This is a genomic window from Mesorhizobium sp. M5C.F.Cr.IN.023.01.1.1 (assembly GCF_003997585.1).
GTDB lineage: Bacteria > Pseudomonadota > Alphaproteobacteria > Rhizobiales > Rhizobiaceae > Mesorhizobium > Mesorhizobium wenxiniae.
Map to the genome: position 1 here is coordinate 1 of NZ_RZSU01000114.1, position 19,017 is coordinate 19,017.

Annotated in this window: 17 protein-coding genes and 2 pseudogenes; 2 read left to right on the forward strand and 17 right to left on the reverse strand. The window is 63.8% G+C overall.

Annotated elements, in window-relative coordinates; translation table 11 throughout:
* Nucleotides 1-33: 33 nt before the first annotated feature.
* The 3 genes and pseudogenes from EOA78_RS29635 to EOA78_RS29645 form a co-directional block, all read right to left on the reverse strand.
* Nucleotides 34-483: pseudogene (locus EOA78_RS29635) on the reverse strand (hypothetical protein); the annotation flags it as partial.
* Nucleotides 480-956 carry a hypothetical protein gene (locus EOA78_RS29640; protein ID WP_127318625.1) on the reverse strand — a complete coding sequence of 159 codons (477 nt, stop codon included), beginning with the start codon at nucleotides 954-956 and terminating at the stop codon, nucleotides 480-482. The gene EOA78_RS29640 and the pseudogene EOA78_RS29635, both read right to left, overlap by 4 nt.
* An 82-nt stretch (nucleotides 957-1,038) precedes the next feature.
* Nucleotides 1,039-2,721, reverse strand: coding sequence for a ParB N-terminal domain-containing protein (locus tag EOA78_RS29645; protein WP_127318627.1), 1,683 nt, complete (start codon nucleotides 2,719-2,721; stop codon nucleotides 1,039-1,041).
* A 457-nt stretch (nucleotides 2,722-3,178) separates the two neighbouring features.
* On the opposite strand from EOA78_RS29645, the gene EOA78_RS37435 reads away from it, so the two are divergent.
* Nucleotides 3,179-4,048, forward strand: a complete 870-nt coding sequence (locus EOA78_RS37435; RefSeq protein WP_245477827.1) for a hypothetical protein — start codon at nucleotides 3,179-3,181, stop codon at nucleotides 4,046-4,048.
* On the opposite strand, the gene EOA78_RS29660 is transcribed toward EOA78_RS37435, so the two are convergent.
* From EOA78_RS29660 to EOA78_RS29685, 6 genes are all read right to left on the reverse strand, one after another.
* Nucleotides 4,045-9,153 (reverse strand): N-6 DNA methylase, encoded by a 5,109-nt coding sequence (locus tag EOA78_RS29660; RefSeq protein WP_127318631.1) that lies wholly within the window; start codon nucleotides 9,151-9,153, stop codon nucleotides 4,045-4,047. The genes EOA78_RS37435 and EOA78_RS29660 overlap by 4 nt on opposite strands.
* A gap of 80 nt (nucleotides 9,154-9,233) precedes the next feature.
* The gene (locus tag EOA78_RS29665; protein WP_127318633.1) at nucleotides 9,234-9,632 is read right to left on the reverse strand and encodes a DUF3085 domain-containing protein; all 399 of its coding nucleotides are present in this window, start codon (nucleotides 9,630-9,632) and stop codon (nucleotides 9,234-9,236) included.
* A gap of 10 nt (nucleotides 9,633-9,642) precedes the next feature.
* Nucleotides 9,643-10,245, reverse strand: coding sequence for a DUF1419 domain-containing protein (locus tag EOA78_RS29670; RefSeq protein WP_127318635.1), 603 nt, complete (start codon nucleotides 10,243-10,245; stop codon nucleotides 9,643-9,645).
* Nucleotides 10,246-10,497: 252 nt separating this feature from the next.
* Entirely contained in the window at nucleotides 10,498-10,872 is a 375-nt protein-coding gene (locus EOA78_RS29675; protein ID WP_127318637.1) for a hypothetical protein, read from the reverse strand.
* Nucleotides 10,873-11,101: 229 nt separating this feature from the next.
* Nucleotides 11,102-12,007: a DUF3991 and toprim domain-containing protein gene (locus EOA78_RS29680; protein ID WP_127318639.1), complete on the reverse strand. Its 906-nt coding sequence runs from the start codon at nucleotides 12,005-12,007 to the stop codon at nucleotides 11,102-11,104.
* A gap of 202 nt (nucleotides 12,008-12,209) precedes the next feature.
* The gene (locus tag EOA78_RS29685) at nucleotides 12,210-12,383 is read right to left on the reverse strand and encodes a hypothetical protein (protein ID WP_245477829.1); all 174 of its coding nucleotides are present in this window, start codon (nucleotides 12,381-12,383) and stop codon (nucleotides 12,210-12,212) included.
* 189 nt (nucleotides 12,384-12,572) lie between these two features.
* Between EOA78_RS29685 and EOA78_RS29690 the strand changes: the two genes are divergently transcribed.
* Nucleotides 12,573-12,860 carry a hypothetical protein gene (locus tag EOA78_RS29690; RefSeq protein WP_127318641.1) on the forward strand — a complete coding sequence of 96 codons (288 nt, stop codon included), beginning with the start codon at nucleotides 12,573-12,575 and terminating at the stop codon, nucleotides 12,858-12,860.
* Nucleotides 12,861-13,276: 416 nt separating this feature from the next.
* Here the strand turns inward: EOA78_RS29690 and EOA78_RS29700 are convergent, their stop codons facing one another.
* The 8 genes and pseudogenes from EOA78_RS29700 to EOA78_RS29730 all read right to left on the reverse strand — a co-directional run bounded on the left by EOA78_RS29700 (nucleotide 13,277) and on the right by EOA78_RS29730 (nucleotide 18,262).
* Entirely contained in the window at nucleotides 13,277-13,660 is a 384-nt protein-coding gene (locus EOA78_RS29700; protein ID WP_206533530.1) for a pyridoxamine 5'-phosphate oxidase family protein, read from the reverse strand.
* Nucleotides 13,661-13,688: 28 nt separating this feature from the next.
* Nucleotides 13,689-13,853: a hypothetical protein gene (locus EOA78_RS36600; RefSeq protein ID WP_245477830.1), complete on the reverse strand. Its 165-nt coding sequence runs from the start codon at nucleotides 13,851-13,853 to the stop codon at nucleotides 13,689-13,691.
* Nucleotides 13,850-14,025, reverse strand: a pseudogene (locus EOA78_RS37440) (DNA polymerase Y family protein); the annotation flags it as partial. The pseudogene EOA78_RS37440 and the gene EOA78_RS36600, both read right to left, overlap by 4 nt.
* 245 nt (nucleotides 14,026-14,270) lie before the next feature.
* Nucleotides 14,271-15,014, reverse strand: a complete 744-nt coding sequence (locus EOA78_RS29710; RefSeq protein ID WP_127318645.1) for a hypothetical protein — start codon at nucleotides 15,012-15,014, stop codon at nucleotides 14,271-14,273.
* On the reverse strand, nucleotides 15,014-15,931 hold the full coding sequence (locus EOA78_RS29715) for a hypothetical protein (protein ID WP_127318647.1): 918 nt from the start codon (nucleotides 15,929-15,931) through the stop codon (nucleotides 15,014-15,016). Before EOA78_RS29715 ends, EOA78_RS29710 begins: the two co-directional genes overlap by 1 nt.
* On the reverse strand, nucleotides 15,928-16,323 hold the full coding sequence (locus tag EOA78_RS29720) for a phage holin family protein (RefSeq protein ID WP_127318649.1): 396 nt from the start codon (nucleotides 16,321-16,323) through the stop codon (nucleotides 15,928-15,930). Before EOA78_RS29720 ends, EOA78_RS29715 begins: the two co-directional genes overlap by 4 nt.
* On the reverse strand, nucleotides 16,313-16,855 hold the full coding sequence (locus EOA78_RS29725; RefSeq protein WP_127318651.1) for a hypothetical protein: 543 nt from the start codon (nucleotides 16,853-16,855) through the stop codon (nucleotides 16,313-16,315). The genes EOA78_RS29720 and EOA78_RS29725 overlap by 11 nt, the downstream gene beginning before the upstream one ends.
* 924 nt (nucleotides 16,856-17,779) lie before the next feature.
* On the reverse strand, nucleotides 17,780-18,262 hold the full coding sequence (locus EOA78_RS29730; RefSeq protein ID WP_127318653.1) for a DUF2243 domain-containing protein: 483 nt from the start codon (nucleotides 18,260-18,262) through the stop codon (nucleotides 17,780-17,782).
* Nucleotides 18,263-19,017: the final 755 nt, after the last annotated feature.

The window sequence follows — 19,017 nt, forward strand, 5'->3', positions numbered from 1 at the left end:
GTCTTATCATACGCTTATGGCATCCCGCTGGTGGAGCTGAGGGTGGACTTCTCGGTTTCGGTCCGGGGAGAGATGGAAACCGCCGTGACCGGCAGTCGAATAGAAGGTCACACCGTCCGCGTAAATGGTTGCTCTCTGTGACGGTCCCCATGGAGTATGCGCCGGGGACCGGTCCTCGCGCCGGTCGAGCGCCAGCTTCTCGCGCTGATGTTGGGCCTGTTCCAGCACTTTCGCTCGGAAGCCTGGTTCGTCGGCAATCTCGCCGGAATGGCCGTAGAAATCTACCCGGATCCATTCCGACATGGGCCGGCGAATCCGCCAACCGCTAGCGAGATAGTGCCGGCCGTCGCGAGCGGGAACCATCGCGAAAGCATGCTCACCGACGAGAGCGACGAGCATGCCGTCGGCGCTGCGCCCGAAAATGGCCCCGGACAAATCCGGGACTTCGGTCGAAGGGGGTGAGGTTTCGAGGATCCGGGTCATGCCGCGGTCCTCCCTTCGACGACATCGCCCGCCGCCTCGTCGGCCGTGACGTCCTCGAGCACGGCCTTGGGATAGCCGTGCTGCGACAGCCAGTGTTGGGCGGCGGCTCCATGGGGAGCGAGGTGGACCAGCTCGGCATGGTCACCAGCACGGTCGAACACGCGCACGGAGCCAACCGGAGGGCGCTCGACGATGGTGAAGCGCAGGCTGGAGCCACGCGAGAAGGTCCGGTGGACGCGGATAGCGATGACGCCGCCGGCGCCGAAATCGGCCTCGTGCAGAGTGAAGCTTCCGCTGGAGCCAAGCGTGCCGGCGTCGCCACCATCCTGTTTGCGGATGAGCCGTCCCTGGCTGTTGCTGTTCTTCCAGGCGGCGAGCTTTTTGGCATGCCGTTCCGGCGGCCGCGGCGTGCCGTCGGACCAGGCGACCATGGCGCCGATCGGCACGGATTCAAATATCGTATGCGCGGACATGATGTCCTCCATAGGTGGGCTGGAAACGAAACCGCCGCCGGGCGAACCCGGCGGCGGAGCGACCGAAAGAAGAAGCGGGGCGCTACTCAGCGGCTTCGCGGTAGCCCTCCTCGATCTCGTGGTCCTCGGGCGCCTGGTCCTCGCCGCCGACGTCCCCGGCGTCAGGCATATTATCGTCCTCAACCTCGGTGACGGCGCTCTTGGCGAGCCATTCGGCAAGGCTGGTCGCATCGGGCGCGAACAGCGCCGCCGGGTGGACGAAATGGCCCTCCTTGAAGTGCTCGACGAGCGCGGCGCGCCTGTCCTTCACCCGGGCGCGCGGCAGTACCGGCGTGTCGGCGCACGAGCCTTCGAGCGCCGGACGCGACAGGCAGGAGAGGAAGTCCTCCGTGCCCATGTTGGCGAGGAAGCCATCGGCCCCGATCGCAGAGCCGGCGACGATCGACACGATGCCGGATTTGCTAATGTTTTCCCGGCACGAGAGCACGTCAATCAGCACGCCGCGGGCGGCGACGCGCAGCGTGTCGGTATCGAAGGCGAGCTTGCCCTCCGCATCGAAGAGAGTTGCCGCGTGACGGCCGAAGCGACCGCCGTAGCGGAAGTCGCCGCCGGCGCCGGAGTCGACGCGCACGTTCTGGCCGGCGAAGGCGAGAACGAGCAGCGCGACCAGCGTGTCATCCTCGATCGGCGCCCGCGACAGCGCCTCGTGCAACGCATCGGTGCGCAGATCACCAATCATCTCGATACCCTTGCGGGTAACGTCGGGGCGCGGCTTGGAGACGACGATCGTCTCGTCGGCAGCATCGCCCGCTTCCGAACCCTTGGCCTTCTTCTTGGCCTCGGGCATGCGGAAGTGGACCGTCTTCACCTTGCCCTCGCGGTCAAGGTACATCGCAGTGTGGTCCGACTTCTTGGGCGTGCCATAGACGCGCTCGGCCTTGGGCGGCAGCTTGACCTCGCCGTAGTTACTGACCTCGCCGATGACGCCCTTTTTCGGAAGGTTCTGAGTCATCCACTCCTGTTGTGCGCCGAGGAAGGCCTCGACGTCAGTGGTATAGCGGCTGTCCTGATCGGCCGGGGCGAACAGGTCCTCGACCCAGGCGATGCCGTAGGCCTGGGCGAGGTCGTCGCCGAAGCTGGCATCGCGCGCATACATGCGGGTCTTGGCGAGAGCGTTGGCGACACTCCACCACGAGACCTGCGGGTCGCCTTTGGACGGCTTGTTAGCCTTCCAGACCTCCTTCTGATCCTCGAGCGAGGCGGCGGCGATGGTGCGGAGCTGCCGCTCGTCGGGCATGTCGCCCTTGGCCATGTGATCCAGCATCGCCGGCAGCACATTGGCGAGCAGGCGAAGCTTCTTGATCTGACGCACCGACTGGGCGAGCGCGATGCCGATCGCCTCCTCGGTCCACCCGAGCGCCACGAGACGTTCGATGGCGCGCCACTGGTCGACGGGATTGAGTTGCTCGTGCGCGATTGTCGTGACGAGCGAGCGCATGGCGCCGCCATCCTCGGCCCGAGGCACGACCAGAACGGCGATCTCCTCGAGGCCGGCGGCGATCGCCTGCTTGACGCGACGATGGCCCTCGTCGATGACGAAGCCATTGCCGCCATCGGCCTCAGTGGTGACCACAGGCGGCTGCACGATGCCGACGGCCTTGATGGTTGCCAACAGCAGGGCGTCGGCCTGGGGGCTGGACTTGGAACGGCGCGCCTTGTCGGGATTGTCCTTGAGCGAGCGCGGATCGACAAACTTCAGTTCCATGGGAATGCTCCTTGGAGGGTTGCGGACACGGCCCATCGCCGGTCCTTTCTAGTCTTCTTTCCGAAGACATTCCCCGGCCCGCGGAGCGGGCGGGCCGGTGCAATTGCGCCCGAGCATTCCTGCCCGGCTGGCCAAGCGGGGCTTCCAGCCCTGCGCGGGACGACGGGCCGGAATCGCGACGGGGGCGATTGAGCGTCAGCGTCGGCGGATCGCCCGATCTGCGAGCGGGCTCATCCCCTCTTCATTCCTGCTTCCCCCCTCCGAAGGCCCGGGCTAGAACCGAGTGGCATGACGCCGCCGTGTCCGCCGGCGCCAGGCCGGGAGCCCCGCATATCGACGCGCCTCGACGCGCGCCGCTCGATACCGGTAGCCAAGGGTGACGACGATCTCGCGGGCCGGAACGATCTGGGGCCGGGTGCGCGCCGCCACAACGAGACGTTGGCGGGCAAGAGCGACGATGACGGGCGTGCCCATCGGCGCGTCCAGGCAGCAATCCCCACAACAGGCACCGCTCGATCCCGGCGCGCTGATCGAGCGGCTCCATGCCAGCAAAGTCGAAGAACACCGGCACAGCCCTGTCGAGCCAGTCAGATGGGAAACACTCCTGGGGAAACGGCGTGGTGTAGATGCCTCTCCAGGGCGAGGGCCGCAGCGATCGGTGCCCGTCAATGAATCGGGGCAGATCCCGCTTGCGCCGGGTTCCGTCGACGATCCAGGCCATGTTGCGATAGAACGCCTCGCGCGATCGCTCCAGTGGCGAGATGTGCGAATGCTGGAACTCGAGAACGAGCCCATGGTCGGTGCGAACGTCGGCAATGTGCTTTTCGGCCAATTCGTCGTGGAGGATAACTTCCTGCCAGGCGTCTTCGAACTCCCGCTTCCACGCCCGGTGCCAAGGGGTTTCGGGCTCCCACCAGGGGTCGCAGACGCGCATGCCCTTGTGCGCCCAATGGTGAATTCTCTGGTCCCCGCATTTTGCGACCATCGCTTGGGCGCAGCCAGGACAGGTGCCGACAAGACGAGGCTCGGCTTCATGCCGCTCCCCATTGATAAGTGCGTACCGCATGGAATCTCCATATGCGTTGAGGCTGCCCTGCCATTCGGCAGCAGCCAGATGTTGTTCTTCATGGAAATCTTGCGCAGCGCGGCCAGCATGAGCTGGTGCTGTTTCTTCTTATCTTCGGCGTTACGGATGATCCGCTCGCCGGTTATCGGGATGGCTTGGGTCGCGTCTGGCGCCATCCTTTGCTCAGACGGGCTCAGCTTAGCGAACGGCGACGGCCGGTCAACAGGTGATGTTGACCGGCAGCACCTCGAGGCCGACTAGGCAGCGGCGCGTTCGCCGCCCGCCACGAGGTCTTCCGCAAGCGACTTCTCTAACTCGGCGAGTTGCCGGCGCTTGTCGGCCAGCTCGTCCGAGAAGGCGAAGGCGCCGCCCTCGCGCGAGCGATAGGACGCCAAGCGCCGCTCTGCGTCGGAGAGGCGATGCCGATATCGCTCCTGCTCCTCCTCGAGGCTGGCAAGGACATGCTCGAGCCGGGCGATCGCACCGAGCGGCGTCGTGGTGACGGGCAGTTCGATTTCCGTTTCGGCTCCGGTGCGCACCAGCATGGTGGCGTAGCGATAGCCGTCCGGGCCGAAGCGCTGGCCGGAATATGCGAGCTCGAATCCGCCAACTGAGGCGATGACGGTCTCGTCTTCGTGCTGAAGCTGCACGAGGGTCAGAATCTCCTTCATGAGTGCCCGACCAGCGAGCTTGCGCTCGGTGAAAGTCTCGTCGCCGACGGTCATGCCGAAGGCGTCGCCGGCAGTCGGAACCAGACGGGCGAGATCCTCCCCGATCTCGCCGATCCGCCGCGTCGCATATTCCATATCCCGCTCGGCATCGCGGATCTGCCGGCGGATGGCGAACTGATCGTCCTGGTGCGCGAAGCGCAGGCGTTCGAGCCGGGCGATATCGGCTTCCAAGCCAGCTTTCTGCATCAGGCGCGGATCGCCCGAGGCAATGGCCTTGGCCAAGGCGAACTGGTTGGCCTGTCCTTCACCGAGGTCCTCCAGTCGGCGAACGGAGGTGTCGCCTGAGAGCGCCGCCGCGATGAAACGAGCCTTGCGCTCATTGTTCTGCCACATCTGCGCATCCATCGAACCTTCGGTGGCATAGGCGAAGATATCGACGACATCGTGCTGGTTGCCCTGCCGTAAAATGCGACCCTCACGCTGCTCGATCTGCGAGGGCAGCCACGGAACATCGAGATGATGCAGAGCCTTGAGGCGGAGCTGCGCGTTGACGCCGGTGCCCATAGTGTCGGACGAGCCGATCAGAAAACGAACCTTGCCCCCACGGACGTCGCCGAACAGACGCTGCTTTGCCTCGGACTTCTTGAAATCCTGCATGAAGGCGATCTCGGATGCCGGCACGCCCATGCGGATCAGTTCGTCTCTGATCCAGCGATAGGCAGAGAAGCCTCGGGTCTTTTCGACCGAGATGGTCCCGAGGTCCGAGAAGATCATCTGCGCGGCGCCGGATAGCTCGAAGGGCTTGCCGTCGGGGCGGACATAGTCGTTGCCGGCGGTTTCCTGCCAGATGCGGAAGGCATTGGAAACAAGGTCGTTGAGCTTGTTGTCCGCCTCATTGTCATTGTCGGCATCGACCAGGCGCAGATCGATCGCGGCATGCCGCCCATCGGTGATAACCGAGAGCAGGATGTCGTCGCCGGGCTCTGGCGGTCCTTCGCGCTCCTCGATGGCCTTGATCCGGGCGTCGAGCAGGACTTGATAGCGCTTGAAGGCGGCTGAGGGCTTGGAGGTCCTGATCTGCCGCGCGCCGGTCGAAAGCGCCGGGATCTTCACATAGTCGCGCAAGTCCTCCGGCATCACCACATCCGCGAACGAGCGGAACATGGCGATGAGCTCGGGGACGTTGACGAAGGTGGCGAAGCGCGTCACCGGCTTGTACTTGCCGTTGGGCTGCAGTTCGAGCTCGGTGGTGACGTCGCCGAAGGTCGAGGCCCAGGCATCGAACTCGTGCAGCCCACGCTCCAGTAGCGCCGCGTAGCCGAGATAGCGCTGCACAGAGAACATCTCGCCCAGGGTGTTGGTGATCGGCGTGCCGGAGGCGAGGATGAGCGCCCGGCCGGGATTTTTCGTCTCGACGAAGCGGGATTTCACATAAAGGTCCCAGGCACGCTGCGAGCCGTTCGGATCGATTCCCTTGAGCGTCGACATGTTGGTGGCGAAGGAGAGTTTTCTGAATTCCTGCGCCTCGTCGACGATGATCTGGTCGATGCCGATCTCGGAGATCGTCAGCAGGTCATCCTTGCGGGTGGCCAGCGACTCCAGCCGCTCCTTGAGCCCTTCCTTCAAGCGCTCGAGGCGCTTGCGCGAGACGCGATCGCCGCTCTCGACCTTCGTGAGCAGAGTTTCATAGAGTTCGAGCTCGTCCTGGATCAACTGCTGCTCGAAGGCAGACGGCACGGAGATGAAGCGGAAGGCGGAATGGGTGATGATGATCGCGTCCCAATTCGCCGTTGCGGCACGGCTGAGGAACCGATGCCGCTTGTCCTTGGTGAAATTCGTCTCGTCGGCGACAAGAATGCGGGCGGTCGGATAGAGCGCGAGGAACTCGCGCGCGGCCTGCGCCAGACAGTGACCCGGGACCACCAGCATCGCCTTGGCGATGAGACCGAGCCGGCGCTGCTCCATGATGGCGGCTGCCATCGTCATGGTCTTGCCGGCGCCCACGGCATGGGCGAGGTAGGTCGCGCCGGCCGCGATGATGCGCCAGATGCCGCGTTTCTGGTGCCGATAAAGAGAAAAGGCGCCCGAGGCGACCGGAAGGTTGAGATGGTCCTCGTTGAAATGCCGGGGCGCGATATTGTTGAACCTGTCATTGTAGACCCGCGCCAGCCGGTCGGTCCTGTCGGGGTCGGACCAGATCCAGGTCTGGAATGCCGTTTTGATCTTGGTGAGCTTCTCCTTCGCGGCCTCGGTTTCGACGACATTGAGCACGCGCTTCTCGGCCTGGCCGTCCCTGATAATGTCGAAGATCTGCGGCACCCGGCTGTTCAGCGCATCGGCGATGAGTTCGCCGGCATGCCGGCGATCAGTGCCCCATTCCGAGGTGCCGGCCGCCATCCAGCCGAGCTGGCGCGCCTCTACCGTCCATGAGGCGAGCTCCGGCATGTGGCGGATGCGAATCTCGGCGCCCGTGATCTCCTTAACGAAGGCGACGACATCGGCAGCCTGAATCCAGGGTGCGCCGAGCCGGGCGGTGATATCGGAAGGGCCGAGATCAGCCGGTTGGACGTCGACAAGGGCGCGGACATTGCGCTCGAAAACGGGATCGAGACCAGCAGCCGCCTCGGCGGCCTTGAGCTTGTCGCGGACCTGGCCCGAAAGATAGGCGTCCGCCGTCTGCCATGACCCGGTTGCGGGATCACGGAAAATAGCATCACCCAGGTCGGCAATGACGGACTCGACCTCGGCGTGGAGCAGCTCGGCGATGTGATCGACATCGACATGGCCGCGTTCGTTCAGCACCACGGCCAAGGCATCGGCGGCCGAGGTGATGATAGGTGCCGAGGGTGGCGCGATCACCCGTTCAGTGAAGATCGGACCGGGCCGCGCCGTGTCGGTCTCGAGGTCGTAGTCCTCGATTGAGGCGACCAACCAGCAATCGGGATCGTCGAGGAAGGGCTGCAAGTTCGGCCGGCGATGTGTTTCGCGCACCTCACTGGTCTCGGGATCCTCGCTGGTGGAGACGACCGTGGTGTTGATCGGGCCGAAAGCGCGCACGAAGTTCGACCAGGCGATGCGCAGCTTGACATGTGCCGGCTTCCAGGGCCGGTCGAGCTCCTGCGCCTTCAAGACCTCGCGCACCGCATCGCGGATCGGGATCAGCTTGCGGATGATGCGGGCGTGCTTGTCCGGCACGCCGTCGGCGCTGCGCCCCTTGCGCAGGGGAACAGTCACCGGAACCCCGTCGACCATCTGCATCAGCGCCGTATTCGACGCGATGAAGTAGCTGCCCTCACGGATCACGGGAGCGTTGGGAAGCGACTCCCCTCCCCCGTCGATGTCGTCGTCGTCGAGGTAGATTGCCTCGGGCTCGCCGTCGTAGATGGCTTCCGGGAGAAGAGAGGCGGCCTCGGACAACGCCTGCGCAAGGTCAGCACCGGGACGCGGGAGGCAGGTATTGGTCTCGCCGAAGGGGCCGGAGGTCGTGGCGTGGGTGCCGAGCACGAAAGCGGGATGCCGCGCGAACCATCGGTTCACGCGGATCGCGCCCTCGTCGCCGTCGGCCAGGCGGACCTCGTCGGTGTCGAGCCAGGTAACGTCGCCCTCGGCCTCTTCCGGCTTGCGCTTGCGGAAGAACAGGATGTCGACGACCACTTCTGTCCCGGCGTCGCCCCGGAAGCTGCCCTCGGGCAGACGGATGGCTGCGACGAGATTGGCGGACTTCGCGATATGCTCGCGTACCGAACAATCCGCCTTATCCATCGTGCCCGAGCTCGTCACGAAAGCTGCCAGGCCACCCGGCTTCAACAGGTCGATCGACCGGGCGATGAAGTAGTCGTGGAGACGCGGCCCCATCGAGCGATAGGCGCGGTCCGAGCGTACGGTACGATCCGAGAAGGGCGGGTTGCCGATAGCGAGGTCGAAGCTGGCCGGCAGATCGGCGCGCGCGAAGTCGGCATTGATGATGCGCGCCCGTGGCTGCAGCAGGCGAGCGATGCGGGCGGTCACCGGATCGATCTCGACCCCGGTGACATGCACCTGGTCGCGCAGTTCCGCCGGCAACAAGGCGGGGAACAGGCCAGTGCCGATGCCGGGTTCGAGCACCCTGCCGCCGCGCCAGCCGAGCCGCTGCAGGCCGGACCACATCGACCGGACGATGAACTCCGGCGTGAAATGGGCGTACTGGGTGCAGCGCGCTAGCGAGGCATAGTCCGGACCCGACACGGCATCCTCGAGCTCGGCGCCGATCTCGTCCCATCCGTCCCGGAAAGCGGTTCCGCCCGGACGCCGGAACACGGCATTGGCGAGGTCCGAGGCTCCGAAGCCGGTGAAGCGGACGAGCCGGGCTTGTTCCTCGGGCGTCGCCGGCCGGTCCTCTGCCTCGATTTCGGCGGCGAGCCGAATAGCGGCGAGATTGTCGCGGGCGCGCTGCTTCCAGCCCTTTGCCAAGTCGCGATCGCTGTTGAGAACGAAGCTCTGGCCGCGAGCAGTGGCTGTATTGACACTCCCGTGTCCGGCGGCGGCACGCGGGACGGGCTTTGCGTGAGGGACCGGCGCGGACGCGGCTGAAGGCCGTTGATCCACAGGATCCTCGGCGCCGAAATCGCTGCCGAAGGCCGTGACGCCGAGACCGAGGCCGGACGAAAGCGAAGTGTTGCCGAACAGGTCGAGGGTGAAGGGATCATCATTGGACATTGGGAAGTCTCCTTGAGCAAGGCGTGCGCGAACCGCCGGCCCACCGGTCCGGTCGGGCAATCGGCGTCGCGGGTTTGGAGTCAGCGGGTGATCAGCGAGAGCACGATTTCGGTCTCGGTGAGCTGCACATTGAGGTGGGTGGCCCGCATGTTGCGGTCGAAGAGCGGGATCAGCCGCTCGGCCTCGATGAACTCGATGCCGTCATCGGCGCCGAAGTGGCGGCGCTTATAGTCCCACCAGTCGCCGTCGCCCTTGGGATGGCACTGCTCGGCATAGACGACGAGGGGGCGCGATCCTTCGGCCAGTTTGCCGTTGGACATGATGTAGACGCCCTCGTCGCCGACCAGCCACAGGCCAGGCCTTTCGCCCTCGCCGGGGCGGGTGCCGTAATAGGGATTGCGGAAGCCGCCATTGACAGCGGCATCGGCAATGCCGCGATCGACGACCTTGCGGACGGCGAGAATGGGAAATGTGAACATCGCTCACACCTCACGCCGCTACGCGAATTGGGAGGTGCCGCAAATGCACCGGCAGCTTGGCCGCGATCTCTTTCTCGGTGAGATCGTCGAGTAGCTTGAGCTCGGTCCGCCCCAGGCCATAGATGAGGATGGTCCGCTTGCCGCGATGCTCGGGCAAGAAGCGCTCGCCGGCATAGCCACGATACTCATCGTGCGTGGCGCTCCAGACATGCTCGAGGCGCTCGTCATGCGTCATGGCCTTCACCGGCCAGGACTCGCGCTGGACGATGGCGTCGCGCATCTCGACCGGGGAACGCGGCTGCGCCAGGTCGCAATAGGCGTGGAAGTAGCGGGGCTTGCCGTCGATGCGCAGCGTGTAGAAGACACTGGTGACGCTGTCGGTGAGGAACTCGCGCAGGGCGAACATTTCCCCTCGCATCCAGAGCGGCGGCAGGATGTCGAGCATGTAGTCGTGCTCGGCGCGCGCGATCTCGAACCATTCGCCGGCGAACAGCGCGCTGTCATCGTTCTGCCAACGAACGGGCCGCTGGGCATGGCGGTCGAACAGACGGAACATCTGCCGGCGGTCGGCGACACCGAAGTAGATTTTGCGGATGGAGGATTGGAGGGTCATGGGGAGGCTCCTTGGCCATTGCGGGCCGGAGCGCGGTTCATCCTCTCGACGTCACCATCATCTTCAGCCCTTGCGGACCCCTCCCCGCGGCCGCCTCTCCGTCCGGTCGGGTCAAGGGCCGGCGTCAGCCGGGCGAAGCTTCACCCTTGAGGCGACCGGCGGGTATGCGGCAGCCGGATTTCATTTTCTTCTCGCCTCCTCATTTCCCTCCCCAATTTGGTCGCACGCAGCGGCTCTCATGCACGGATGCGATCAACAGCCGTCATTGCACTCATGTTGCTTGGCAAAACCACGGCCATGGCCGTCGAGCTGGAATCCCCCGACAGGGTCGATCCACTCTTTGACTGTTCGGCGCCCATGCTCGATGCGGACACGCCGGAAAGGGCAAAACTGGTCCGGGTTCAGTATGGGGGCGACGCTCTCGTCAGAGAGTTGCGCCAAACCTATGCGTCCCGACTCGCCGGCCTGTTCTGGGATCAGCAGGAAGGCGCCGACAGCAGGCTGGTCCTGCGCTTGACCGGGCGACGAGCCTGTCGCGACGCGCAAGCTCTCCCTTGCAGCAAGCGGCTGACGATCGAGTTTATTGCCGGCCAGATGCACACCAGCCAGGAGCTTCAAAGGCTTCACGCCGACAATCTCGCGTGGTTCCGTGGCAGGTTCCCTGGTCTACAGGGCCACCTACGCGGACGAACGCTCTGGAGTGATCGTGCTGGAGATCTACACCCCGGAAGCCGAGGGCACGGATGTCGAGGCGCTGCGGCAGGAAGCAGTGTCCCGGTTGGGCGCTCCGTTGCGCATCGACATGACCCCAATCAAACTCGTGCCGACGATCCTCAATCCCGAGAGTGAAGGGCTGTCAGGGTTGTTGCGCGGATCTTGGTTTCAGCATCGCGTTCCAGTCCTCGGCCGCCGGCCTCAACCGCTCGAACTCGCAAGAGAGCTCGAGGGCAAGCTCGCGCAGGCGAGCGACGAAGACCTCGCCCTGAGGATTGGCATCGGTGGCCGCGACAAGCCGTGCCTCCGGCCGCTCTGCTACCAGGCGAATGGCCGCGTCAGTCGCTGGCGACCAGCCGCCGCCGGTGCTGACATAAAGCGTGTCTGGTCTGCTTGCCTCGATCGCAGCAAGGCTCATGGCGTCGATGGCGGCTTCGGTCACGCAGACGCGGCCGGCGTCTGCCGGACCGAGCCGAAACAGCACCTTGCTGCCGCCCGTCGCAAAGCCGCGCCATTCCGGGCCGCGTTCCTCCCAACCGGTGACAGCTCCCGCCGCATCTATGTGTGCCGCCCACATGCTGCCATGCGGGCCTTCGCGCAGGACGCCGGCAGCGATTGCGGCGCGGAGGATGCGTTCGGGAAGGTGACGGTTGTCACGCAGATAGCGCCAGGTCGCCGATCCACGCCATGGCTTGGGCCGGGCTCGCCAGCGTTCGGGAAGGGAAAGATCCGGCTCGCGTTCCCGGGGCTGCCGCGTCCAAGCGGGCTCCGAAGGCACGAAGCCGACCAGGGACGCGACCTGAACGAATGCTTCCAGGAAATCGCAGCCGTCCAGATGCTGGACCAGCGAATAGACATCGCCTTTGGCGTCCGAAAGCGGATCGAACCAGCCCTTGCCGTCATGGATGACGATGATGATCGCGTCCCCGCGGCGATATTTCATCGCCCTGCGCGTGCTCTCCTTGAGATCGAGTGCAAACCCCCAATGCTCGAGTACGGCGCCGCAGGGCACTTTTTCTTTCAGCTCTTCCAGTTCTGCTTTTTCCATATTCGCCTGCACGTGCCCTGACGCGCTCCTTCCTATCCGATTCCCGCCCCAAGCATTATGGGCATGAACCGGATGCCGCGAAGAGCAAGGCGGGCAAGGGCGCGGCCGGCAACCCGGCGATAGTGCCGGGTTGCCGGAACTGCAGGCTGCGGCGCAGCTTCCCTTGCCGGCCGCAGCGCGCAAGCGGCAACACCACCCTCGATCAGGTACCGCGGCGCTCTTCCTCGATCACGATCGCGCCCACCACGTCGACATCCATCGCCGCTTGCGGCACGATTCTGGCGATCTCGGCGGCGACCTTGGCCCAGTGATAGAACTCGCCCGCGTCACCTCGCAGGCGCGCCCGGGTCGCGGGGCTGTGCCTCGTAATGGGCATTGACCTCTTCGGCTGAGATGAGCCTACGGGCGTCGGCTTGCCAACGCCGCCGGATCGCCCCTCTGTGTTCGACCCATCGCCGGATCGCGGTATGCGCCGGCAGCGGGAAGCGCAGAAGCGGAAGGCCGCCTAATCGAGGGAACTTTGCTCCTCATGCCGAGTTGGCGATTTCTCAAGGGAGAAAGAGCCATGTCAAAAAAGACCCGTCTTGATAAAGACCCGGCCGAAGGCAGCCGCTCGGTAGTCGATCGAGAGCTTAAACGCTCGTCCGGCAAGCCGGGGCCGGAAGCGGACGCCAGGGGCCAGTCCGAGAAAAACCACAAAGGCGGAACGAACGACGGCGTCTCAAGCGCCAATCCACGCGTGATATCCGGAGAGGATGACGGCGACGCCACGTTTCCGCACAAGCGGAAAAGTAGAGCGCCGCATGAGCGACGCAGAGAGTGGCGAGTGCGGTGCTCAGCATCGCACAGCTGAGGTCGATCGCTACATAATGCGGCGAGGATGGCGGAGCGGCACTAATCGCTCACGCCGTAGCTCACCTGACGTTCGTCCGACCGGGAGTTTCGTCCCGCCTCCTGCGGCCCATTAGGCCTGCCAGACCTAGTAGGCCGAGAAGGCCCAACCAACCCAAGTCGAAGTCGTCGCCGGTGTCATCTGCGGCAGGAGGTGTAGGCGTTGGCGTCTCTTGCGAAAGGGCAGGCGCTGCTGTTGCAGTTAAGCTGGTAGCCAGCATGAGGGCTAGTAGGGATTTGGTGAGCATCGCACTCTCCCGTTGTTTGAGGTGCGATTCAACAGGCGGACACGACATTTGTTCCCGCGAGTGCCGCCGGCGCCAGCAAGAGGCGAAGCGCCGCAAGGAAGCTGCATGAGTTCCGTTCTATCAGGTCCGGTTACTTCATTCGAACCTGTGCCACGCTGTCTCTGTAGTCCTCTTTCGGGTCGCCCATCCCGAGGAAAAGTTTCACTCCGGCGACGATGCTGGAAGCATCTTTCCAGATTTCGGCGTCAGCAGGATCGAACCTGAGCAAGCACAGCTTCGGATCATCCTTGCCTCCTTCGAACCAGGCGGCGACGAAGCGGTTCCACAAACGGTTGATGACTGCCGGATCATTGTCGATCCTCAGTTTGCCTTCGACGGTGGCGAACAGGTCGTCTCCCTTAGCGGAGTAGACCAGTGTCGCCTCCTTTGCAGATGCAACAGCCTCGGCCAAGTCGGTGTCCTTCGCTGTGAAGAAGTAGATAACGTTGCGGTCACCATCGAACTGCGCTGTCATCGGTCGACGGCCTGTCGTCTTTGCCGCTTCATGCGCGCACGATGCCGGCGAGCGATTTGCGATCGACGACAGCCAGTGCCTCGATGCCAATCATCGTCGCCTGCGCGAACAGCTCTTCGCAGCTGCTCGCTCCGCGCAGGAAACTAAATGCGAGGTGACCTGAAACTCGGCATATCGGGTTCCCGACAGTCATCCGAAGATCCCGTGCATGAACCATTGTGCGATCCGGTCGCGGCATCCTCCCCGTCGCCGGCACGGAAGACCCAGTACCGTTCGCCGTTCTCATCCTCGACCTGGAAATAGTCCCTGACCGCCGCGAGCTCGGCGTCGCGCTTCCACCATTCCCCGAAGACGCGTTCCGGACCCGTCCGCCCGTTTCACCCTCGCTCACACCCGAGGCGATGCGATCAACGCCGTCCTGGCCGCAGCCGGTTACAACTTCTCCCCTACTGATCAGGTGGCTGAAGGCGTTTTTGTCGCTCTTGATCGCCGCGTTCCTGAACCGGCCGAAACAGCTTGCCGCTTAGCGATCAAGATTGTTTACGGTCGACTGGGTACTTTAACGCGCTCACAAAATCACAACTCTAGGCATCGACTGGGGCTTACGCCGTCAATCGTCCGCCGTCCTCTCCTCTTCCCGCCGCTGATACGCAAGAGCCATAGCGGCCGCTATGGCTACTCCCGCAGCCCCCAGCAGGAGTTTGTCTCGCGTCTCCTGATCGCTCATGACGCCCTGAACAGCCGATGATGCCCGGCCGGCTGTGGCGGCTACTCGCTGGGCCGCCTCGCCGGAGGTCTGCCGCATATCGTCCACCATGTTCGGCGTCCCGGCGCTCCAATCCCGCACTCTCTCTTTGACGGCGCCGGCAAGCTCAGTTGTTTGCTCCTTCACTGCTTCCGCCGTCTCAGCGCCCAATTCGCCGACCTTCTCCGCCAGCTCGCCGGCTTGCTCCTTCAAGCGCTCTGTGGCGTAGGAGAAATGATCAACCTGCTCGCCCATGTCTGGTATTGGAGGTGTCCGCAATAGGCTGAATAGTCCCGCTCCGATCAATGCGGTTGCGATCGGCGGCCGGTGAAGGAACCGCCACGCGAGACCAGCCCCAATCACCAGTGCGGCGCTCGGGTTGGCTGCGGCCTTTGCCTTGAGATCATCGACGATCCCCTGCGCCGTTGACTGTGCGGTCGACCTTGCTTTTTCGACCAGCGCGTCCTTTGCCTCGAGCGCCTCGTGCTTCAGCTCGTCGGTAAACTCGGACAATGTATTTGGCGATCGCAGCGTCGACAGATGTTCGGCGAGCCTAGCCCGGGCTGCCTCCACGTCATGTTCGAGCTGGCGGAGACTTGCCTCACCCATTATGAGCCTCGCTTGCCGCTAGACCGTCCGGATTTGCTCGGCCGAGAGGCATCCGATTGTGGCGATTGGTCCGATTTGGCCGAGTTATCTTGCGAGCGGCCCATGCCGCCCGACTGGGGCATGCCGCCCTGAGCCGATTGAGCGCGCGATCCACCCGAACTCGCGGATGGCGCCTGCGCGGACTCGCTTGGCTGCTCGCCCGACAAGGCGCTGCCGAACGCACCAGCCACGTCGCTCGCAACCTCCTTGAGGCCATCGGCATCAAGGCCACGCTCCTTGGCTGCCCTCCTGAGACGTTTGCCCGCCTCCTCTGTCGATTCCTTTAGCCGTTCGCCAGCCCTTTCTGCGGTGTCCGTCAGCTGCTCTGCGGCTGGGCCAAGGGTCCGGTTCTCAATGTCAGTGGTCCGGAAGGCAGCTGCAACAGCCGCCCCGGCGGCAAAACCGAGCAGCGCCAGCGTCAGTGGCTGCGCTTGCGCCACACGGTTCATCGTATCCTGGAGCGTGGATTGGGCCTGCCGGGCGAATTGTTCCGATGTCTGGGAGACGTTGCGCCGCGCCTCGTCCGCATATGTCGATGCCGAGGATGCGTAGGAACTTGCGGTTGCCGCCACCTTCTCGCCGATCTCGGAAACATATTCACGTGCTGCCTCTACCGCCGCTGGGGCGCCGCCTTCTCTGGTTTCCGCCTCGTGTCCATCGGGGCGCGTGCTCGAAGACCTTGACCGAGCCTTTCGGTGGCCATTGTTTCCGCGGGATTCCTCAGCATGCCCGAAGCTACTGATGGCCGATGACCCGCCGCGGCGCATCAACAATGCGCAGCCGGCCGCAACGAGGAGAAGACCTTCCGGGTTGTTTTTGGCGGCGCCGATGAGCCATTCCGCCGTTCCGAGATTGGCCGTACGTGATTCGCGGCTCATGACAGATGCTCCTTGGTTGTCGAGATGTCCTGCTTGATCTGATGGATGGAACGGGTCGGCGTTATCTCCTTGTGTGCGTCCATGCGGCCCTTGTAATAGGCGAGCGCTCCAGCCCCGGCCGTGATGGCGGCAACAATCAGGCAGGACCAGTGCACTGCGATCCCGACGCTCGCTATCCCGAAGACAAGCGCCTGCACTGCCAAAAATGCCGCGATCAGCCCCAGCACGCCAGCAGTGGACATCCAAATACCCGCCCGAAATTTGGCAAAGAGATTTTCAGACAACTCCGCGCGCGCCAGTCGCAGCTCCTTCTGAACAAGATCGGCAAGGTCGGCAACGACGTCGGACAGTGCGCGAGGAAGCGTGGAATTCTTGAGCTGCTCATGTGCCATGGAATTCGTTCGCTCCTTGCCGGTTACGTTCGTGCATAGGCTCGTTGGAAAGCGGCGACGCCGGAGGTGCGCTCTTCAGCGTTCGAAATGTCAAAAAGCCCGCAAGGGCGGCAAGTCCGAACACCAATGCCGGCTGACGCCTTGTCAAATCGGAGGCGGCGCGGACCAGCTGATCGACCGACTGGTCCCGCAGATCGTCTGCGTACCCGTCGATTCGGTTGGCGAACGTACGGACCACACCGGCGACTAGCGGTGCGCTTTCGTCGAGGTCCTCGGCAGCGCGTTTTGTCGAGCTTGCGAGCTGACCCATCACCTCGGCACCGCTGCCGACCTTACGATCCAGCATTTCCTTTACTTGGCTGGCAACTGTTGACGCACCATCCGCGGCCGACTGCTTGACCGTATCGGCTGCCTCTTGAGCCAAATCGGATGCCTTGGAGAACGCGCCGCTCACTGTTGTCCCAACGTCCTTCTTTGCACTGTCATCTGGTGTCTTGGGCGCGGAATCCCGTTCCATGTTTTGGTTGTTCATAATTTCCTCCATTGACTGACAAAACTGCGGGAAAACCCGTTGGTTCCTTGGGAATGCTCAAAAACTGAGCATGGTCCAGACGCGCCTTTAAGAGCCGCAGCTATCCGATCACCCCGCAGACGAAGTGCCTTGCTCGCCAATGGCAAATGCAAGCACACGCTTTAGCGGCCTCGACGAAATCAATGCCGGGAACCTCATGGAGGCGGTGGCGCGTGGCAACAGCGACATCGCGGCGGCCTGGGGTCCCCAGGCGGGCTGGTTTGCGTCCACCTCATCGGCGAAACCGGCGTCAACATCCCTCTTGCGCGTGCGCTGGCGGAGCAGGGCATTGTGAAGAACGTCTCGGGATATTCGATCTGTGGCGACTACAGCGAGGCTGATCCTCCGGCAAGCTGCCAAGAGCTCAACCGTGCGGCTGATGGTGACGCCGATCACAGAGACCCAAGGTTTGCCCCGCTCGTTTTCGACTTCGGCATCGCCGTCGGCGTGCGGTCGAGGGAATGCGGAGTTGAAGGCCGAGTTGGAAAAGCGTTGACGCGACGCCGTGCCGAGACTGACAGCTAGCTGAAAGCCTATGGAATTCCGCTCCTTCCGCCTCGAAGGCAGACGCACCGCGACCGGAACAAAGGCGAAAGAATGGCCCCGCAGCTCGACCTCTTCGCGCCGGCTCCGCGCCTCCTCCGGGCATGAAAATAACGCCCGATCTGCTCTGACACGCCGACCAGGACAAATTGCTCGCGAAAGTCAGAACGCTCCCGTTTCGCCTTCGAGTTCAAGCAGTACGTCGGCAAGCGTCGGACGGTTTCTTTTGGCTGGAATTTATGAAGTGCTCCGAACCGCGCTGCGCGTGATTTGTTCCCGCCAGCGAGCGGCGCAACTGGGATCGGCCAGTTCGGTGGATGCGCACAGTGCCGGACGCCCAGACTAGCGAGGCTCGCCTGGCGTCTCCCGTTTGCCCCGCCTTGCCAGCGCCAGGCCGCCAATCAGCATCAACGCACCCCAAACCAGGAACCCGATGTCCCAGTAGATCCACTGGTCCGGCGGGACGGTTTCGTTGACATGGTGGATGCCGAGAAGCTGGTGATTGATCAGCCCTTCAACCAGGTTGAACATCCCGAAGCCCATGAGCATCGTCCCAAGCAACATCTTTCCCGACCACCAGAGATGAGATTTGTGAGCGGTGCGCCAGAGCACGGCCAAACCAAGCACGACGAAGATGTATGTGCCGGCGTGGAACAGGCCATCGAGAAGCGTGTTGAACCGAAGGTTCTCAACATTGTCGGCGGGATAGCCGGCGCTGGTCGCCATATGATGCCACTGGAGCAACTGGTGCAGCACGATTCCATCGAAGAACCCGCCCAAGCCAAGTCCCAGCAGAATACCTGCCGACGTCGGAAAAACGGCGATGCTGCGAAGCCGTGGTCGCCATCCTTTTTCTCCTCAGGCAAGCTAACTTCGGGCCAGGCCATGTGTTCCTTGCCCCCTACCCTGCGCGTTGGTACGCGCGTAGCTAAGGTCGCAAGGATCGGATGTTGAGGCAGCGGAAGCGCTGGCGATGACCACAGGCATTCGAACAGATGAAAGGCTGCGCCTCTCGCGGAGAGAGCGGGCCGATCGGGTCGCGGGCCGCGTTTCATGACGTTGGACCGAGGTCGCGGTTTCGCCTTCGACGCTCGATTGTGCGCGCGTTTCGACGAGCAACTCTAAGTTCGGGAAGCGTCGGCTGCCACCAGCCCCGGGAACGCTCCATTTCGCTGGCCCCACGACGAGCGGGCCATGTCCTGATGAGTTCCGTCAGCGTCGCCGAGCGCCACGTTCCCCACGCGTAGTCGATGTCCGTCCGCCTCGCGTGTGGATAGAAGGCGGCCAATACTGATGGCTCGACGAGCTCACCTGACACATCGGTAAAGACGACAACACCGCACTGCTCTGTGGCGACGGGGCGGCCCATCGGAGGCAAGTCTTCAGATGGCACCGGGTAGCGATGGCGTCGGCGTTCCGCATATCGCAACCGCCTGGTTCTTTGCGCTTCCGAGTCGCTCTCCGCCTCGCGTCGTCGCTTCCTTTCCTCGGGTTCGCTATGTCGGGCAGCCTCTTCGATTATCGGCCACCGGCGCCGCAGTTCCTCATAGGACCGAAACGGTACGCGCCACGCTCGGAGT

Coding starts and splice junctions, on each gene's coding strand:
- EOA78_RS29640 (WP_127318625.1), bottom strand. CDS start 956: ATGTCCGCGCATACGATATTTGAATCCGTGCCGATCGGCGCCATGGTC.
- EOA78_RS29645 (WP_127318627.1), bottom strand. CDS start 2,721: ATGGAACTGAAGTTTGTCGATCCGCGCTCGCTCAAGGACAATCCCGAC.
- EOA78_RS37435 (WP_245477827.1), top strand. CDS start 3,179: ATGACGGGCGTGCCCATCGGCGCGTCCAGGCAGCAATCCCCACAACAG.
- EOA78_RS29660 (WP_127318631.1), bottom strand. CDS start 9,153: ATGTCCAATGATGATCCCTTCACCCTCGACCTGTTCGGCAACACTTCG.
- EOA78_RS29665 (WP_127318633.1), bottom strand. CDS start 9,632: ATGTTCACATTTCCCATTCTCGCCGTCCGCAAGGTCGTCGATCGCGGC.
- EOA78_RS29670 (WP_127318635.1), bottom strand. CDS start 10,245: ATGACCCTCCAATCCTCCATCCGCAAAATCTACTTCGGTGTCGCCGAC.
- EOA78_RS29680 (WP_127318639.1), bottom strand. CDS start 12,007: ATGGAAAAAGCAGAACTGGAAGAGCTGAAAGAAAAAGTGCCCTGCGGC.
- EOA78_RS29685 (WP_245477829.1), bottom strand. CDS start 12,383: ATGCCCATTACGAGGCACAGCCCCGCGACCCGGGCGCGCCTGCGAGGT.
- EOA78_RS29690 (WP_127318641.1), top strand. CDS start 12,573: ATGTCAAAAAAGACCCGTCTTGATAAAGACCCGGCCGAAGGCAGCCGC.
- EOA78_RS29700 (WP_206533530.1), bottom strand. CDS start 13,660: ATGACAGCGCAGTTCGATGGTGACCGCAACGTTATCTACTTCTTCACA.
- EOA78_RS36600 (WP_245477830.1), bottom strand. CDS start 13,853: ATGACTGTCGGGAACCCGATATGCCGAGTTTCAGGTCACCTCGCATTT.
- EOA78_RS29710 (WP_127318645.1), bottom strand. CDS start 15,014: ATGGGTGAGGCAAGTCTCCGCCAGCTCGAACATGACGTGGAGGCAGCC.
- EOA78_RS29715 (WP_127318647.1), bottom strand. CDS start 15,931: ATGAGCCGCGAATCACGTACGGCCAATCTCGGAACGGCGGAATGGCTC.
- EOA78_RS29720 (WP_127318649.1), bottom strand. CDS start 16,323: ATGGCACATGAGCAGCTCAAGAATTCCACGCTTCCTCGCGCACTGTCC.
- EOA78_RS29725 (WP_127318651.1), bottom strand. CDS start 16,855: ATGAACAACCAAAACATGGAACGGGATTCCGCGCCCAAGACACCAGAT.